Annotated in this window: 16 protein-coding genes; 6 read left to right on the forward strand and 10 right to left on the reverse strand. The window is 63.5% G+C overall.

Annotation, left to right across the window (positions count from 1 at the left end):
- Positions 1 to 57 precede the first annotated feature (57 nt).
- From QQL79_RS16055 to QQL79_RS16080, 6 genes are all read right to left on the reverse strand, one after another.
- Positions 58 to 879: an AAC(3) family N-acetyltransferase gene (locus QQL79_RS16055; protein ID WP_284392564.1), complete on the reverse strand. Its 822-nt coding sequence runs from the start codon at positions 877 to 879 to the stop codon at positions 58 to 60.
- 35 nt (positions 880 to 914) lie between these two features.
- Positions 915 to 1,223 (reverse strand): HPr family phosphocarrier protein, encoded by a 309-nt coding sequence (locus QQL79_RS16060; RefSeq protein WP_284392565.1) that lies wholly within the window; start codon positions 1,221 to 1,223, stop codon positions 915 to 917.
- A 3-nt stretch (positions 1,224 to 1,226) separates the two neighbouring features.
- A complete protein-coding gene (locus QQL79_RS16065; RefSeq protein ID WP_284392566.1) occupies positions 1,227 to 1,628 on the reverse strand; it encodes a PTS sugar transporter subunit IIA in 402 nt (133 codons plus the stop codon).
- 154 nt (positions 1,629 to 1,782) lie between these two features.
- On the reverse strand, positions 1,783 to 2,253 hold the full coding sequence (locus QQL79_RS16070; RefSeq protein ID WP_284392567.1) for an HPr kinase/phosphorylase: 471 nt from the start codon (positions 2,251 to 2,253) through the stop codon (positions 1,783 to 1,785).
- A gap of 8 nt (positions 2,254 to 2,261) precedes the next feature.
- Entirely contained in the window at positions 2,262 to 4,007 is a 1,746-nt protein-coding gene (locus QQL79_RS16075; protein WP_370461256.1) for a sensor histidine kinase, read from the reverse strand.
- A 90-nt stretch (positions 4,008 to 4,097) separates the two neighbouring features.
- Positions 4,098 to 4,814 carry a response regulator transcription factor gene (locus QQL79_RS16080; protein ID WP_284392569.1) on the reverse strand — a complete coding sequence of 239 codons (717 nt, stop codon included), beginning with the start codon at positions 4,812 to 4,814 and terminating at the stop codon, positions 4,098 to 4,100.
- A gap of 250 nt (positions 4,815 to 5,064) precedes the next feature.
- On the opposite strand from QQL79_RS16080, the gene pckA reads away from it, so the two are divergent.
- On the forward strand, positions 5,065 to 6,657 hold the full coding sequence (pckA, locus tag QQL79_RS16085; protein ID WP_284392570.1) for a phosphoenolpyruvate carboxykinase (ATP): 1,593 nt from the start codon (positions 5,065 to 5,067) through the stop codon (positions 6,655 to 6,657).
- A gap of 313 nt (positions 6,658 to 6,970) precedes the next feature.
- On the opposite strand, the gene QQL79_RS16090 is transcribed toward pckA, so the two are convergent.
- Together QQL79_RS16090 and QQL79_RS16095 are read right to left on the reverse strand one after the other, a co-directional pair.
- Entirely contained in the window at positions 6,971 to 7,924 is a 954-nt protein-coding gene (locus QQL79_RS16090; RefSeq protein WP_284392571.1) for a cell wall hydrolase, read from the reverse strand.
- 327 nt (positions 7,925 to 8,251) lie between these two features.
- A complete protein-coding gene (locus QQL79_RS16095) occupies positions 8,252 to 8,935 on the reverse strand; it encodes an HAD family hydrolase (RefSeq protein WP_284392572.1) in 684 nt (227 codons plus the stop codon).
- Between the two features lie 101 nt (positions 8,936 to 9,036).
- On the opposite strand from QQL79_RS16095, the gene QQL79_RS16100 reads away from it, so the two are divergent.
- The 5 genes from QQL79_RS16100 to QQL79_RS16120 all read left to right on the forward strand — a co-directional run bounded on the left by QQL79_RS16100 (position 9,037) and on the right by QQL79_RS16120 (position 15,680).
- On the forward strand, positions 9,037 to 10,446 hold the full coding sequence (locus tag QQL79_RS16100; RefSeq protein ID WP_284392573.1) for a protein adenylyltransferase SelO: 1,410 nt from the start codon (positions 9,037 to 9,039) through the stop codon (positions 10,444 to 10,446).
- A gap of 10 nt (positions 10,447 to 10,456) precedes the next feature.
- A complete protein-coding gene (locus tag QQL79_RS16105; protein ID WP_284392574.1) occupies positions 10,457 to 11,011 on the forward strand; it encodes a gamma carbonic anhydrase family protein in 555 nt (184 codons plus the stop codon).
- A 10-nt stretch (positions 11,012 to 11,021) separates the two neighbouring features.
- Positions 11,022 to 11,786, forward strand: a complete 765-nt coding sequence (locus QQL79_RS16110) for a DeoR/GlpR family DNA-binding transcription regulator (protein WP_284392575.1) — start codon at positions 11,022 to 11,024, stop codon at positions 11,784 to 11,786.
- Positions 11,787 to 11,916: 130 nt separating this feature from the next.
- The gene (locus QQL79_RS16115; RefSeq protein ID WP_284392576.1) at positions 11,917 to 14,577 is read left to right on the forward strand and encodes a bifunctional diguanylate cyclase/phosphodiesterase; all 2,661 of its coding nucleotides are present in this window, start codon (positions 11,917 to 11,919) and stop codon (positions 14,575 to 14,577) included.
- Between the two features lie 59 nt (positions 14,578 to 14,636).
- Complete coding sequence (locus tag QQL79_RS16120; protein ID WP_284392577.1) at positions 14,637 to 15,680, forward strand: Gfo/Idh/MocA family protein; 1,044 nt, start codon at positions 14,637 to 14,639, stop codon at positions 15,678 to 15,680.
- On the opposite strand, the gene QQL79_RS16125 is transcribed toward QQL79_RS16120, so the two are convergent.
- Positions 15,677 to 16,507, reverse strand: a complete 831-nt coding sequence (locus QQL79_RS16125; protein ID WP_284392578.1) for an ABC transporter ATP-binding protein — start codon at positions 16,505 to 16,507, stop codon at positions 15,677 to 15,679. The two genes, QQL79_RS16120 and QQL79_RS16125, sit on opposite strands and share 4 nt — an antisense overlap.
- On the reverse strand, positions 16,507 to 17,352 hold the full coding sequence (locus tag QQL79_RS16130) for an ABC transporter ATP-binding protein (RefSeq protein WP_284392579.1): 846 nt from the start codon (positions 17,350 to 17,352) through the stop codon (positions 16,507 to 16,509). The genes QQL79_RS16125 and QQL79_RS16130 overlap by 1 nt, the downstream gene beginning before the upstream one ends.
- Position 17,353: the final 1 nt, after the last annotated feature.

Below are 17,353 nucleotides of genomic sequence, written 5' to 3' on the forward strand. Positions count from 1 at the left end.
CAAACCTCCGCGTTGTGAAAAGCATGTGGGGCCGGAGTTACGGTTGTATGAATGACCTCAGCTGCCGGGTGCAGCCTTGCCTGCCCAGGTGTCGATTGCGTGATCGACCAAAGCCGGCAATTGGACAAAGATGCCGCGTCCCTCGCCCAGCGGCCCGGCCTGCGCCAATCCCTTTTCAATCGCCCCGGCGCCGATAGGAAGAAAGGCGGCGCTGTCCATGATGGCGGGGGTATTGAAGCTGACCCATTCCCGCTTGCCATTGACGAGCATCGGGGCGCCTTCCTGGATGAGTGCCGGATTGGCGACATAGCGCCGTTCCGCAAGATGGAGGGCGGTGCAGGTGTCGAAATCCACGCCCATGAGCAGGATGCTGGCCCCCAGCCGATAAAGCGCGCCCAAGGGAGAGTGCTCGCCAAAAGGGTCGGCAAGATCGTGGCTTTGCGTCACTTCCCCCGCCAGCGGCCCCAGGGCGGAAAACGACGTAGAGGGATGATTGCTGCGCATGCTGCCTGGCCAGGTGCGAAACAGTTCGGCCACCTGCCCCATCTGCCTGGTCGGCGTGATCTGTGGGTCGAAGGCCGGCATAGTGTCCCGAATGGGCCGATGCCATGCCTTGGGCACCGGTGGCGCCTCCCAATGCTGCGGATCGGTGAGACCAGCCGAATGGGCAGGCATGACGAGAGTGCCGTGCTTGCCGATGGCGTCGAGCAAGGCCTGAACGACCGCAACAGCGCCGCCATTGACCCAGCCCAGCGCACTGAGGGACGAATGTACGACCAGCAGATCGCCGTCCTTGACGCCAAGCGCGCGTATATCGGCGAGCAGGCTATCGCGCGTAACCGGCGCGGCGGTCCGCAAGACTTGGTCGGGCTCAGTCAAGGCATTCCCCATACTGCTGGTCGAGCAGCACGCGGTTAACCCGCCGCCCCGTCGCTATCCTCGTCAAATCCGTTATTGACCAGCTCGACAATAGCCTCCAGCGCCTCTCGCGCCTGTTTGCCGCTGGCCTGTACCAGGATCGTGCTCCCCGGTCCCGCGCCCAGCATCATCAGGCCCATGATGGAATTGCCGGCCACCGAGGTGCCGTCCTTGATGACGGCGATGGAAGCGTCGAAGCATTCGGCGGTGCGCACGAAGCGGGCCGAGGCGCGGGCATGCAGGCCCTTGCGATTGACGATGGTCAATTGCTGGGCGACGGCCCGGCCGGTGCTGGCGGCGTCCATGGCTTACCCCGCGCTCAGGATGGAATTGGCCACGGTAATATATTTGCGGCCCGCTTCCTGCGCCAGATTGACCGCGTCCTTGATGGTCATGTCGCCGCGCACGCGGCCGAGCTTGACCAGCATGGGCAGGTTGACCCCGGCGATCACCTCGACATCGCGGTTCTGCATCACCGAGATGGCGAGATTGGACGGCGTGCCGCCGAACATGTCGGTGAGGATGATGACGCCCGAGCCATTATCGGCGCGGTCGACCGCGGCCAGAATGTCGTTGCGCCGGTTTTCCATATTGTCGTCGGGACCAATGGCGATGGTTTCGCAGTAATCCTGCGGGCCGACGACGTGTTCCAGTGCCGACTTGAACTCATTGGCGAGCGCACCATGCGTCACCAGAACCAGACCGATCATGCAACGTCCCCAGCCTGCCGAGATGCGCCTGCGTCGTGGCGCCGACGGCATTCCAGTATTGTCTGCCCCCTGCCCGCGCCAGTGCTTAACCCGGCAAAGGCGTGAACAAATATCAGTCTTGCCCCGGAGCGGCGGGGATTCAAGTGGTTTTTTGTCACGGACGGCCCTCCGGCCGGTCCAGGGCGGCAATGGCCTCACTTACCAACAGCATTTGATGCTCGAGCCCGACAAGGCGGGCCTCGGGCACCGGAGCGCGGGGCAGCGACACCCCCAGAATCTCGGTGCTGAAAGCAGGGGATTCGGGCATGCGCACCAGCTCAGGCACGAGATCGATCAGCAGATGGAGCGGCGCGGGGCTCACATGCGGACGGTTGATAATGCCCCGCCCACGCAGCTCGATAAGCCCGGCAATCGGGGCCGGAACGCTCATGAGCAGCCCTGACGGGCCGGGAGCCAGATCGACCCGGTCATCGGCCACGAGAGCAGCGGAAAGGCCGCGCGCCGCCCAGCGATCGAGCAGGGCCAGAGCCAGCAGCGACTTGCCCGCGCCCGAGGGGCCGCGCAGCAGCAATCCGGTCGTGCCAAGCTGGATGGCCGTGCCATGCAGATTGTGGTTCTGGGTCATGGCGGGGCCTATTTGCGCGCCCGCGGCAACACAATCGTGAACAGGGCGCCCGAGCGATCCTCGCGATTGGACGCGCGGATCGTGCCCTTATGGGCGTCCACGATCTGCTTGGAGATGGACAGGCCCAGCCCCGAATGATCGCCGAAGCTCTCGGTATCGGGCCGGTCGGTATAGAAACGCTGGAAGATCTTGCCGAAATCCCCGGTTATGCCGCGCCCCTCATCAGTCACGGTCACGGTGATGTCGTCGGCATCGGTGGCGAGCGCGACTGTTACCACGCCCCCTTCGGGCGAGAAGGAAACGGCATTGTCGATGAGATTGGCAAAGACCTGCGCCAGCCGGCTTTCATGGCCATTGACCACCGCATTGCCTTTGCCTGTCCGCTTGCCCATCACCACCGAGACATTGCGGCCCTGGGCCATGTCCTGCTGGATGCCGACCATGGCCTCGGCCAGTTTTTCGATATCGACGCGGTCGGCGCTTTCGCGCGCCAGTTCGGCATCGAGCCGGCTGGCGCTGGAAATATCGGTGATCAGCCGGTCAAGCCGTTTGACATCGTGCTGGATGATGGCATTGAGCCGGTCCTTGTCCTCCTGGCGCTTGGCCAGCGGCAGGGTTTCCACCGCGCTGCGCAGCGAGGTCAGCGGGTTCTTGAGCTCGTGGGCCACATCGGCGGCAAAGCGCTCGATGGCCTCGATGCGGTTGTAAAGCGCGTCGGTCATCCGCCGCAATGCGCCCGACAGATGCCCGATCTCGTCGGGCCGGTCGGTGAAATCGGGGATTTCGGCGCGGGCATTGCCGGCGGTCTGCACCCGCTCGGCCGCTGCCGAAAGCCGCCGCATCGGGCCGGCAATGGTGCCCGCCAGCAGCAGGGACAGCGCGATCTGCACCGCCGCGGCGATCATGGCGATGCGCAAAATGCCCCAACGCTCCTGGGAGACGATGGAATCGATATCGCCCGGCGCGGTCGAGAGCAGGATGGCGCCGACCACCGCGCGCACGCGCTGCACGGGAACGGCGACCGAGACGACCAATTGGTTCTGCGCGTCGACACGCACGAAATCGGCCGGCGCGCCCTGCAGGGCCGAAGCGACCTCGGGATAGCGCATGCCCTCGTCGACGCCATATTCCTGATATTTGGGGAAATTGTCGCCCGGCACCCAGGACAAGACGCCATTCCACCAATCCCAGAGGAAATTGCCTTCCTTCTTGGTCTCGATGATCTGCCGGATCACTTCGCCCCGGGCATAGATATTGTCGCTGTCCAAAATCATCAGCCCACCCTGATCGTAGATGCGCGCACGGGTGCGCGTGGGGGTGATGAGGTTGCGCAGCAGGGGCGCCACGCGTTCGGGATTGATGGGGAATTCCAGCGTCGGATCGAAATAGGAGAGCGAGGAGACCGTGCCGTCCCCCTGCAATTCCAGCAACCGGTCGGGATTGACCGAAATGACGTCGCTATCGACCGTAGCCGAAGCGGCGACCGCGGCGGCGATGATTTCGCCCTGCACGCGCAGCGATTGTACGCGCGCGTCGATCAGGCCGGCCCGCCACTGGTTGAGATAGAGAATGCCCACCACCAGCACCAGGAGCCCAGCCAGGTTGAGCACGATGATGCGCCGGGTGAGGCTGGAAAAGATGGTGAAATCGAGAAATCGGCTGATGCCGCCGGCCACGCGATAGAACGGGGCCAGCAGGAGCCGCCAGGGGTGACGCCGGCGCCGCTCGGGTTCGGAAGCTACCTCGGGCGGCATCGCAGCCTCGGGCAGCTTCGCTGCCTTGCCGGGCGCCTCGGCGTCCGGCCTGGATTGTGTATCGGGCTCGAGAATGGCCACTTGGTTTGCTTATTGCTCCTTGAAGCGATAGCCGACGCCATAGAGCGTCTCGATCATCTCGAAGTCGTCGTCGGTCGCCTTGAACTTCTTGCGCAGCCGCTTGATGTGGCTGTCGATGGTGCGATCGTCGACATAGACCTGATCGTCATAGGCCGCGTCCATCAGCGCATTGCGCGACTTGACGACACCGGGCCGCAGCGCCAGCGCCTGCAGGATCAGGAATTCGGTGACGGTCAGGGTCACCCGCTGCCCCTTCCAGGTGCAGGTATGGCGTTCTTCATCCATCACCAGCGAGCCGCGCTCGATCAGCGCCTTGCCCGGCTGGGCTTCGCCGGCAGCACCGGCGGGCGCAGAGGGGTCGCGCGGGGCGGAACGGCGCAGGATCGCCTTGACGCGCTCGACCAGCAGGCGCTGGCTGAACGGCTTGGTGATGAAATCGTCGGCGCCCATCTTAAGGCCGAACAGCTCGTCGATCTCTTCGTCCTTGGACGTGAGGAAGATCACCGGCACATCCGACTTCTGGCGCAGGCGGCGCAGCAATTCCATGCCGTCCATGCGCGGCATCTTGATATCGAGAATGGCAAGATCGGGTTTGTCGGTGGTGAGGCCTTCGAGCCCGGAGGCACCATCGGTATAGGTGGCGACCTGATAGCCTTCCGCCTCGAGCGTCAGCGACACCGAGGTCAGAATATTGCGGTCGTCATCTACCAGGGCAATCTTGGGCATGAGCTGCCTTTCGTGTTGGGACGCGTGATGGCCGGCTGGAACTATAGCCGGAAAACATCGCGTTGCAGGCGACAATTACGCGTTAAATAAGGCGCGGCCAAGTCTTGAACAATGGCCGAACCCTTTGCGCGGTGGATGCAACTTCCGTCTTACGACCGATTTCGGGATAGTTGCGAGCCCATCGGACACACTAACCTTGGCTCCGTTAAGGGCCGCATCATGGTGTTGCGGCGACCCTTGGAGTTTGCAGATGAGTGTGTTCGACCATAGCGCCTTGCGGGACCGGATTGTCAGGGACGCCGCTTCGGTATCACACAACGATATCGCCCCACGCCTGGTTGCACGCGCCGTTGCCGATGGCGGCGCCGAGCTCACCGCCGATGGTGCGGTTTCGGTGCGCACCGGCGCCTTTACCGGCCGCTCGCCCAAGGACAAGTTCATCGTGCGCGACGGGCTGACCGAGAACAGCGTGTGGTGGGACAATTCGGGCGCCATGAGCCCGGCCCATTTCGATATTCTGCTTGCCGATGCAGAGGATCATCTCGCCGGTCAGCCGATTTACCGCCAGGACCTTCTGGCCGGGGCCGATCCGCGCCATCAATATGGCGTCACCGTGCTCACCCCCAGCGCCTGGCATGCCCTCTTCATCCGTAACCTGCTGATCCGCCCCGGCGAGATGGTGCCCGAAAGCGACAATCCGGTGGCGGTGACCATCGTCCATGTCCCCGCTTTCAAGGCCGACCCGGCCCGCCATGGCAGCCGCACCGATACGGTGATCGCGCTCGATATGAGCCGCAATATCGTTGTCATCGCCGGCACGCTCTATGCCGGGGAGATCAAGAAGAGTGTCTTCAGCCTCTTCAACTTCCATGCCCCCCGCCAGGGCGTCCTGCCCATGCATTGCTCGGCCAATATCGGGGCCAATGGCGACAGCGCGCTGTTCTTCGGCCTGTCGGGCACGGGCAAGACCACGCTCAGCAATGACCCCGACCGCCCGCTGATCGGGGATGACGAACATGGCTGGAGCGAGGATGGCGTGTTCAACCTCGAAGGGGGATGCTACGCCAAGACCATCAAGCTCAGCCCGAGCGCCGAGCCCGAAATTTTCGCGGCCACCGCCAAATTTGGCACGGTGCTGGAAAATGTCGTGCTGGATGCTAACAGTCTGCCAGCATTCGACGACGTTTCGCTCACCGAAAATACCCGTGCGGCCTATCCCATTCACGTGCTGCCGGCCATTGCCAGGGGTAGTGTGGGCGGCACGCCGCGCACCGTGGTTTTCCTTACCGCAGACGCCTTTGGCGTGCTGCCGCCCATCGCCCGGCTCACCCCGGAACAGGCGGTCTATCATTTCCTCTCAGGTTATACCGCCAAGGTGGCCGGCACCGAACGCGGCGTCACCGAGCCGCAAGCCACGTTCTCGGCCTGTTTCGGCGCGCCCTTCATGCCGCTCCATCCCACCGTCTATGGCGCCATGCTGGCCGAAAAACTGAGGGCTAGCGGGGCTTCGGCCTGGCTGATCAATACCGGCTGGACCGGGGGCGGCTATGGCGTGGGCAAACGCATCGACATCGCCTCGACACGGCGCCTTCTCACCGCCGCGCTCAATGGTGAATTGGACACAGCCGAAATGCGGACCGACGAACTGTTCGGCTTTGCCGTGCCGCTGGCCGTTCCCGGCATCAATCCAACCCTATTGACGCCCCGCGCCACCTGGGCCGACAGCCACGCCTACGACCACCAGGCGACCCATCTGGCCGGGCTGTTCCGCGCAAACTTCGAGAAATTCGGCACCGGCGCCAATGCTGCGCCGGGCCCCCGGATGGCGCAGGCGGCGGAGTAGATTTGCGATATCATTGAATGACAAAGGGCGCCTCCGGGCGCTCTTTTTTGTTCAGAGGTTACCCCTCCTACCCCCCCCCTTGATAGGGAGAGGGATATCTCCACTCTTGAACTGGATCGGGTCATAACCACAAGGCGGTCCCGCCCCCTATCAGGGGGAGGCTAGGAGGGGGTATCGCGAGCCCCGATTTTCCAACTTATCCCCGCCCCAAAAATCTCTGGCACACTTCGTCTTCACATGAACGGCCAGCACCGTGCCCATATCGCGGAGCTTGCGAACCGAGAAGCGAAAACCGAGAGGGGTAGCGCCTTAATCAGTTGGGCGAATAGAAGATGTGAGAGCCGATTTCGGCGACCGCGTTATAGGTATTGGCCCAGGCCGGGCGAACAGCGGTGGTGTGGTAGTAGAGGGTCGAGCCGGGCACGGCGCCGACATTTTCACCCAAGGCGAATTCGGCATAGACCTGCTGAGCCAGGTCCTTGGAGCGGGCCCAGGCGCGGCGTTCGCCCGGGGCGTCGTCGCGGCCGTCGCAGGCGAAGGTAAACTGGCAGCGATAGCGGCCCTTATTGGCGTTCTGGTAGATGACGCCGCAGAGGGTGGACGGGAACTTGCCCGAGCGCGCCCGGTTGACGATGACATTGGCGACAGCGAGCTGGCCGGCTTCGCTTTCCCCGCGCGCCTCGTGATAAATAGCCTGGGCGAGGCAACCGCGCTCGGTATTGGCATGGTCGAGACGCTGGCCGGTGGTCTGGTAGCCGCTTTCGATATAGGCGGCGAGCACCGAAGGATTAAGCGCCCGCTCGGAGGGGGCGCTGGAAGCGGCGAAGCTGTCGATAGCCGAAAGCGCGCCATTGCTGCCGCCGAACGACCCGCGGGCGATATAGCCCATCAGCACTTCGGAATTGAGTTCGGGCTGCGGCAGGGCGGCGGCGACGTCAAAGGCGCGCAACGCCTGCTGGCGGGCGACGTAATTGGAGAGCAGCGCTTCAGTCAGTTTCTGCTGGCCAGGCTCAAGCGGCACCGCGGTCGCGCCAAGGGCCGGCTGGGCGCGCAACACGGCCAGATCGGCCGGCACGTCGAGCGGGGTCACATCGGCGATGCGGAGAGCTTCGGCATGAGCAGGAGCCAGGGTAACGAACAGCACGAGCGCAACCGCGCACAGGATCAGCACATGCGAAACCGCACGCACAGCGATGACCTGCCAGGTTTGCGTCAATGCCCCGTCCTTGCCCCTGAGCCCGTCCGGCCGTTTCCGGCGGGCCTTCATGATCGTCCGATCCGTCGTTGCGGACCGGCTTGGTCTGGTAACGAGCCGCACCCTATCCGGGCTTGGCCCGGCTGGGAAGCCGAAATTTACCGTCGGTTAACCATAAGCGTTAGCTTCTTAAGTTAGGGTTAATCGAGCGGCCGTCACTTGAAAACCCTTAGCGCACAAAGGCTTGGGACGTAACAAACAGGGCTTTAAGGGGAAGGATAAAAGTTTATGGGATTTGGCTGGGCCAAAACTATTAACAAAAGGATTGCCGCCGAAGCGCAAGCAAAAGGGTCCCGGCCGTGGCCAGGACCCTTTCCAGAAAGAACGAGAAAACCGGTGTCAGCGGGGCGTGAACGCGGCCAGGCGCACGTGATCGAGGCTTTCCAGGACGGAGATACCGAGCGCCCGCAATTCATCATTGGGGTGGACCAGATCGGGCACCATGACGGTCTGCATGCCCGCCGCATGAGCCGCCCGCACGCCAGCATGGCTGTCCTCGAGGGCGAGGCATTGCGTGGGGTCGATGCCAAGCCGCCGGGCTGCCGTGAGATAGGGTTCGGGATGGGGCTTGGGATTGACCACGTCGTCGCGGGTGACCACGGTCTCGAACAGATCAAGCAGGCCCGCCGCACCCAGATGGGTATGAGCATGGGGCTGGCGCGACGACGTCGCGACGGCAATGGGGATCTTGCGATCGCGCAATTCAGTCAGAAATTCCCGTGCGCCCTGCTTGACCGGCACACCCGCATGGGTGCGCTCGCGCATGCTGACGCGGCAGCGCTCGTCAAACAAAGTATAGGGGAAAGCCACGCCATAGGCCTCGATCAGCAATTGATTGGTGCGCTCGTGGCTGGAGCCCACCATGGCCATATGCACCGCATCGGTCATTTCGAAGCCCAGCTCGGTGCAGACTTCAAAGACGATGGTTTTGAACACCGCTTCGGTATCGAGCAGCGTGCCGTCCATATCGAAGATGGCGGCCTGGAAGGGCGCGAGGCGCAGAATGTCGCTTTGGGGTTTCATTGCTTGGGATATAGGGCGATTTGCGTTAGCGCGCTAGGGAGGCAAGCGAAAGGCTGGGTTGCACACTGGCGCTGGCGCAGGGCACTTGGTAGCCTAGCGGCATGCCCCAATTCAAACCAGCCACAGCGCACGAAACGCTCGGCGATGCGTTCTTCGATCGTGTCGCGGCGGCCGATTTTCCCAAGACCATCCTGCGCCATCGCGACCAGCGCTGGGCCGCAAGGATGGGGCTCGACGGGCTGAGCGAGGCCGAATGGATCGATCATTTTGCCCGTTTCGTGCCCCTGCCGGGCTCGTTCAACCAGCCGTTGGCGCTGCGTTATCACGGGCATCAATTCCGCAGCTACAATGCCGACCTGGGGGACGGGCGCGGTTTCCTGTTTGCCCAGGGATATGACCTTACGGATGGGCGCCTGCTCGATTTCGGCACCAAGGGCAGCGGCAAGACCCCCTGGTCGCGCGGCGGCGATGGGCGGCTGACGCTCAAGGGCGGCGTGCGGGAGGTGCTGGCCACCGAAATGCTGGAAGCTTTGGGCGTCTATACCTCCAAGAGCTTTTCGCTGATCGAGACCGGCGAAGAGCTCTATCGCGGCGACGAGCCGTCTCCCACTCGCTCTTCGGTGCTGGTCCGGCTCAGCCATAGCCATATCCGCATTGGCACCTTCCAGCGCCTTGCCTATCTAGAAGACACCGCCGGCATCGGCCAATTGGTCGATTATACGATTGCCAATTACTATCCGCAGCTGTCCGAGGCTCCCGACAAGCCAGCCGCCCTGCTCGAAGCGGTGGTCGCGGCAGTTGCCCGGCTGGGGGCGCAATGGATTGCCGCCGGGTTCGTTCATGGCGTGCTCAATACCGACAATATCAATGTCACGGGCGAGAGTTTCGACTATGGGCCCTGGCGGTTCCTGCCCAGCTACGATCCCGATTTCACCGCCGCCTATTTCGACGAGACGGGGCTCTATAGTTTCGGCCGCCAGCCCGATACCCTGGCCTGGAACCTCACGAGGCTAGCCGAATGCCTGCTGCCGCTATCGAGCATCGAGGCGCTGGAACCCGCGCTCAATACGATCTGGCCGCAATTCCGCGCCGCCCTGCCCGCCGCCATGCTGGCCCGGCTGGGGCTTGAGCCCCGCGACGTGGACAGCGACAGCGCCTTTGTCACGGCCCTGTTCGGCTTTCTCAGCCAGTCCCGGGCGCCCTATGAGCAATTTTTCTTCGATTGGCGCGGCGGGGCCCTGAGTGCCGAGCGGGCGGCGGCCAGTCCGTCGGCCGAGCTTTATGCGAGCGAGGCCTTCCGGCCCATTGCCGATGCCATGGAGGCCTATGCGCCAACCAAGACGGTCAATCTTGATCATCCATATTTCGCGCGCCGGAAGCCGCGTACCATGCTGATCGATGAGGTCGAGGCGATCTGGGCGCCCATTGCCGAGCGCGACGACTGGGGGATGTTCGCCCAGGCACTGGCCGAAATCGCCGAGATGCGCGATGGCTATGGCATCATTGTCTGAGGAGGAGCCCATGAGCCTATATGAACTCGATGGCGTAGCGCCGCGGATCGATCCAGGTGTGGCCTGGATCGCGCCGACCGCCGTGCTGGTCGGCAATGTGGTGGTGGGAGAAGATGCCGGCATCTGGTTCGGCGCGGTAGCGCGCGGCGACAATGAAGCCATCACCATCGGCGCCCGGACCAATGTGCAGGACAATGCGGTGCTCCATACCGATATGGGCTTTCCCCTGACCATCGGGGAAGGCTGCACGATCGGGCACAAAGCCATGCTGCATGGCTGCAGCATTGGCGACAATAGCTTGATCGGCATGGGCGCCACCGTGCTCAATGGCGCCAGGATCGGCCGCAATTGCCTGATCGGGGCCGGGGCCCTGATCACCGAGGGCAAGGAAATTCCCGATGGCTCGCTGGTCGTGGGGGCGCCTGGCAAGGTGATCCGGACGCTCGATGCGGAAGCCATTGCCGGGCTCACGCGCTCGGCCGAGGGCTATGTGCGCAATGCCAGGCGCTTTGCCACCGGCCTCGCCGATGTGACGGCGCGGCCATCCGATTTCGAACCGGCATAGGGGGCGGGGATTGAGCGAGGCGCAGACACGCCAGCAGGCGATACTGGAGCTGGCCCGGCTTGAGGGGCGTGTCATTGTCGAGCCGCTGGCGACGCGCTTTGCCGTGTCGGTCCAGACCATCCGCAAGGATCTCAACCAGCTCTGCGACCAGCGCCTGCTCAAGCGCATGCATGGCGGGGCCGTGTTGCCCTCAGGTATCGAAAACCTCGAATATGAAGCGCGGCGCGGCATTGCGGCGGCGGAAAAACAGGCCATCGGCAAGGCCGCGGCGGCGCTCATTCCCAATGACGCATCGCTGTTCATCAATATCGGCACGACGACCGAGGCGGTGAGCCAGGCTCTGCTCGATCACTCGGGCCTTCTGGTCATCACCAACAATATCAATGTGGCCAACCGCATGCGGGTCTATCCGCAATTCGAGGTGGTGATTGCCGGCGGCGTGGTGCGGGGCAGCGATGGCGGCATTGTGGGGGAAGCCGCGGCGGGGTTTTTCTCCCAGTTCAAGGTCGATTACGCCATTATCGGCGCTTCGGCGCTAGACGAAGACGGGGCCCTGCTCGATTTCGACTATCGCGAGGTCAAGGTGGCGCAGGCCATCATCGCCAATGCGCGGCACATCATCCTCGTGGCCGATGCGGGTAAATTCGCGCGCACCGCGCCGGTCAGGATCGCCCGGATCGACCAGATCGACATTTTCGTCACCGACCGCAGTCCATCGCCCGCCTTCACCGCGCTCTGCGCCGAAGCCGGCACGATGCTGGTGGAAACCGGGTAAATACCTGCCCAGCAGTTAGCCGCATGCTAACCACCCGATAAGCAAGAGGGCGGGAATAAGGCAATCATAAAGATTGTGCGCCCAGGCTGCCGTCCTGCCCGGACAGAAGACTGGGAAGCGGATGGTATCGGTGACGAATTCGACCCTATCGCAGGACAATAGGCTGGGCTGGCTGCGCCCGATCGCCGTGCCGGCAGTGATTGCCTTGATTGTGCTGGTGGCGGGTGGCTTTTTTCTCGACAGGCAGACCACGATCCTCACCCGCGAGAGAATGCGGGCCGAAGTGCAGGCCGAAATTTCCCTGATCCGCGCCAAGCTCGAAGGCAATATCAACGGCAATATCCAATTGGTGCGGGGGCTGGTTTCGGCGCTGGCCACCGAACCGGACATGGATGAGCGCCGCTTTTCGGCGCTCGCATCCCGCTTGTTGGAAGAGAGAAGCCAGCTGCGCCTCGTGGCTGCGGCGCGGGACCTGGTGGTCACCCTGATCTATCCGGCCTCGGGCAACCAGGCGCTGGAGGGATTTGACTATGCGACCGACGCCACCCAGCGCGAAGCGGTATTCAAGGCGCGCGATACCGGCAGGACGGTGCTGGCCGGGCCGGTCGACCTGGTCCAGGGCGGGCAGGGTTTTGTCGGGCGCTTCCCGGTTTTCACCGGCAATGGCAGCGAGCGGCGCTTCTGGGGCATTGTTTCGGCGGTGGTCGATATCGACCGGCTCTATGCCGAAAGCGGCCTGTTCGACCCATCCCTGGGCATCGAAATTTCCATTACCGGCCGGGATGCGCGCGGAGCCAGGGGCACCCGCTTCTTCGGGCCCGACCTCGATGGCGCGCAACCGGTCGTCGCCAGCGTCGTGCTGCCATCGGGTTCCTGGGAAATCGCGGCCCGGCCCAAAGGGGGCTGGGCGGTCGATCGAGGCATATGGGTCTTGCGCGGCCTCTTGCTCGTCGCGGGCGCGCTGATCGTTTTTCCCATTGTCATCACCGGACGGCTCATGGGGGAACGCCAGCTCCATATCCGCGAGCTCAGGCAGCGCGAGACCGAGCTCGACCGGCTGTCCCGCCGGCTCGCCGTGGCGCTCGACAGTTCCGAGGTGGGTGTCTGGGAAATGGACATTGCCACCCGCGAGCTGGTCTGGGACGAGCGGATGAACGAGCTCTACGGGCTGCCCAAGGATGGCAAGCTCCGCAATTTCGGGCATTGGAAGGCGGCGCTCCACCCCGCCGATTTCGCGCAGGCTTTGACCGACTTTTCCTCGGGCATCAAGGGCGGACGCTATAATTCTGTGTTCCGCGTCACCTGGCCAGATGGGACGGTGCGCACCATCAAGGCGATCGGCGCGGTCTATAACGAGGCGGAGAGCCATTCCAAGCTGGTCGGCGTCAACTGGGACATAACCGAAGATGTCGCGCGCAACGAGGATTTGCGGCGCACCAAGCTTCTGACCGAAGCCCGCAACCGGGAGCTGGAAGCCGCCAAGAACCGGATCGAGCACAATGCGCTCCATGATAGCCTCACGGGCCTGCCCAACCGGCGCTATCTCGATGACATCCTCAAGCGCAATGCGGCACGCGGCTATGCCGGCAGCGGCAGCATTGCCGTGCTGCATCTGGATCTCGACCGCTTCAAGCAGATCAACGACACGCTGGGGCATGCCGCTGGTGACGCCATGCTGATCCATGCCAGCACCGTGCTGCGCGCCAATTGCCGGACCACCGATTTCGTGGCGCGGATCGGGGGCGACGAATTCGTCGTGGTCTGCCCGGCAGGGGATGGAGACGAATATCTGGGCGTGATGGCCGAGCGGATCATCAACCAGATGCGCAAGCCGGTGAATTATCAGGGCCATCAATGCCGGTTCGGGGTCAGCATCGGCATTGCCGCCGGACATGGCGCCGATATCGACGTGGCCCGGGTGCTGGTCAATGCCGATATCGCGCTCTACCGCGCCAAGGCGCGCGGGCGGAACCGGTTCGAATATTTCTCGGACACGCTGCAGGCCGAAGTGGTGCATACCAAGCGCCTGGCGGACGAAATCCTGAGCGGGCTCGAGCGCAACGAATTCGTCGCCTTCTACCAGCCCCAGTTCGACGCCCATAGCCACGATGTGGTGGGGGTCGAGGCCCTGGCGCGCTGGCGCCATCCCGTGCTCGGCCTGCGCACGCCCGACGCGTTTCTGGCCATAGCCGAAGAGCTCAATGTGGTGGCGAGCATCGATCGCGTCATTCTCGACCAATCGCTGGCCGATCTCGAGCGCTGGGACGCCATGGGCCTCAAGGTGCCGCGGGCCTCGGTCAATGTCTCCCACCGGCGGCTGCATGACGACGAGCTGATCGCGGGGCTGCAAAAACTCCATATCCCGCCGGGACGGGTATCGTTCGAACTGGTGGAATCGATCTATCTCGATGAGAGCGACGCCGTGGTCGCCCACAATATCGACCGGCTCAAGGAATTGGGCATCGAGGTGGAAATCGACGATTTCGGCACGGGCTATGCCTCCATTGTGTCGCTGCAGAAATTGCGGCCGGCGCGGCTCAAGATCGACCGGCAATTGGTCGATCCCATCCTCGATGATGCCGGACAGCGCCAATTGCTGGCCTCGATCGTCGATATCGGCAAATCCATGGGCATTTCCGTCATCGCCGAGGGCGTGGAAACCATGGCGCATGCCGCGATCCTGGCCGAACTGGGGTGCGATATCCTGCAGGGCTATGCCTTTGCCCGGCCGATGAGCCGGAACGATCTCGAGACATTCCTGGCCGAACAGCGCTGGCGGCGCGCTTCCTGAAAGGGCGACAGCCCGGCGACGCCGTGATAGGCCTGCCCGCATAAAACGGGGAGCAGGGCATGGCGGACGAGAGCGGACGGTTGGGGCTGGGTATTGTCGGCGCGGGCATGGGCGCCAAGCCGCATGCCCTGGCGCTGCAGGCTCTCAAGGACGAGATCGCCGTATTGGGCGTCCACCGGCGCAATCGGGCTGAGCTGGATGGCTTTTGCCAGACCTATGGCTTTACCGCTGCCCAGAGTTACGAGGCACTGCTGGCCGATCCGCGGCTCGACATGGTGCTGGTGCTGACCCCGCCCAATGCGCGGCAGGATATCGTTGCGGCGGCCGCCAGAGCCGGCAAGCATGTGCTTATCGAAAAGCCGGTGGAGCGGACCACCGCAGCGGCCGAGCGGCTCTCTGCCCAATGCCACGCCGCCGGGATCGTACTCGGCGTCATCTTTCAGCATCGCTTTCGCAATGCCAGCCGCGCACTGGCCGAGCGGATCGCGGCGGGCGCCTTCGGAGCCCTCCAGACCGTGCAGGTGACCGTGCCGAAATGGCGCTCGCAGCAGGGCTATTACGACCAGCCCGGCCGCGGCACGCTGGCGCAGGATGGCGGGGGCGTATTGATGAACCAGGCCATTCACACGCTCGATCTGATGCTGAGCCTTTGCGGAGCGGTTTCAGAGGTTGTCGCCATGACGGCAACGAGCGGATTTCACCGCATGGAAACCGAAGACTTCGCGGTGGCGGGCCTGCGCTTTGCCAATGGCGCTTTGGGTTCGCTCACCGCCAGTACGGCGCATTTTCCCGATATGCCCGAACAATTGACGCTCGGCTTTGCCAAGGCCACGGCCATGCTCAAAGGCCCCGTGCTCGATATTTTCTGGCAGGATGGGCGAACCGAACAGATCGGGGAGGCCGGCAATGCCAGCAGCAATACCGACCCCATGGCCGGCCCCTTTATCTGGCATCAACGCCAGATCGCCGATTTCGCCGCCGCGCTCCGGGAAGGCCGCGAACCGGTATCGACTGGCCAAACCGCGCTACGCGCCCATCGGCTGATCGACGCCATCATGGACAGCGCGCGGCTCGGCCACGCGCTGCCAGTCGCGAAAGGCTAGGAGGCCAGGGCCGCCTTTTTGGCCAGGCGGTCGCGGATCGATTCGACGCTGGATTTGGGCGTCGCGGCAAAGAGCGTCTTGGTATAGGCGTGCTGGGGATTGCCGAAGACCTCGTCGCGGCTACCATGTTCGACGACATCGCCGAAATACATGACCATGACCTCGTCGGCGATATAGCGCACCACGCTCAGATCGTGGCTGATGAACACATAGGTCAGCCCGAACTCGTCCTGCAGATCCTTGAGCAGGTTGAGAATCTGCGCCTGGACGGAGAGGTCGAGCGCCGATACCGGCTCGTCCAGCACGAGGAAGCTTGGATTGAGCATCAGCGCGCGGGCAATGGCGATGCGCTGGCGCTGGCCGCCCGAGAACATGTGCGGATAGCGGTTGAAATGCTCGGCGCCCAGCCCGACCTTGAGCAGCATGGCCATGGCCCGCTCGCGCCGTTCGGCCGCGGACATCTTGGTATTGAGCAGCAGGGGCTCGGCCAGCACGTCGCCGATCTTCTGGCGCGGATTGAGTGAACCATAGGGGTTCTGAAACACGATCTGCACCTTCTGGCGCATCTCATGGGTGACGTGGCCGGCATCGACCGGTTTTCCATCGATCAGGATTTCGCCCGATGTGGGCGGATCGATCAGCGTGACCATGCGCGCCAGGGTCGACTTGCCGCAGCCGCTTTCGCCCACCACGGCCAGGGTCCGGCCTTTGTCGAGGGTGAAGTTCACGCCCTTGACGGCATGCACCACCTTGGCCGGCCGCAGAAAGCCGCCGGACGAGGTATAGTCACGGGTGAGGTTACGAACTTCGAGGACGGGGGCGCTCATCATGCCACTCCCGGCGCGGGTTCAAAGACGAAGTCGGACACCGTGGGCAGGCGATCGCCCACCGCATTTTCCGGCAGGGCCGAGAGCAGCGCGCGCGTGTAATTGGATTTGGGGTTTTCGAAGAGAGAAAGCACATCGGCTTCCTCCATCTTGTGCCCCTTATATTGCACGATGACCCGGTCGGCCGTTTCGGCGACGACGCCCATGTCGTGGGTGATCATGATGAGGCCCATGCCATGCTCGGCCTGGAGCCGGACCAAGAGATCAAGGATCTGCTTCTGGATGGTCACATCGAGCGCAGTGGTGGGTTCGTCCGCAATCAGCAGCTTGGGATTGCAGGCAATGGCCATGGCGATCATGACGCGCTGGCATTGGCCGCCGCTCATCTGATGGGGGAAAGCGCCAAGCCGTTCGGCGCCATCCTTGATGCCGACCAGATGCAGCAATTCCACCGCGCGCTGGCGGGCCGCCCTGCCCTTCAGCCCCATATGCTTGGCCAGCACTTCCTCGATCTGAAAGCCTACGGTGAAGCAGGGATTGAGGCTGGCTATGGGCTCCTGGAAGATCATGGCAATGTCCTTGCCGATAATCTTGCGCTTGTCGGCTGGCGACATGGAGAGCAGGTCGAGGCCCTCGAATTGCATTTTATCAGCAGTGACGGTCGCGGTGCCGGGGAGCAGCCCCATGACCGCGAGCATGGCCACGGACTTGCCCGAGCCGGATTCCCCGACAATGGCGAGGACTTCGCGGGCATCGACCGACACATCAATCCCGTCGACGGCCTTGAACAGGCCCACCGAGGTATCGAAGGAAACGGTCAGGTTCTTGATATCGAGCAGAGGCATC

Source organism: Devosia yakushimensis (assembly GCF_030159855.1).
GTDB classification, from domain to species: Bacteria; Pseudomonadota; Alphaproteobacteria; order Rhizobiales; family Devosiaceae; genus Devosia; species Devosia yakushimensis.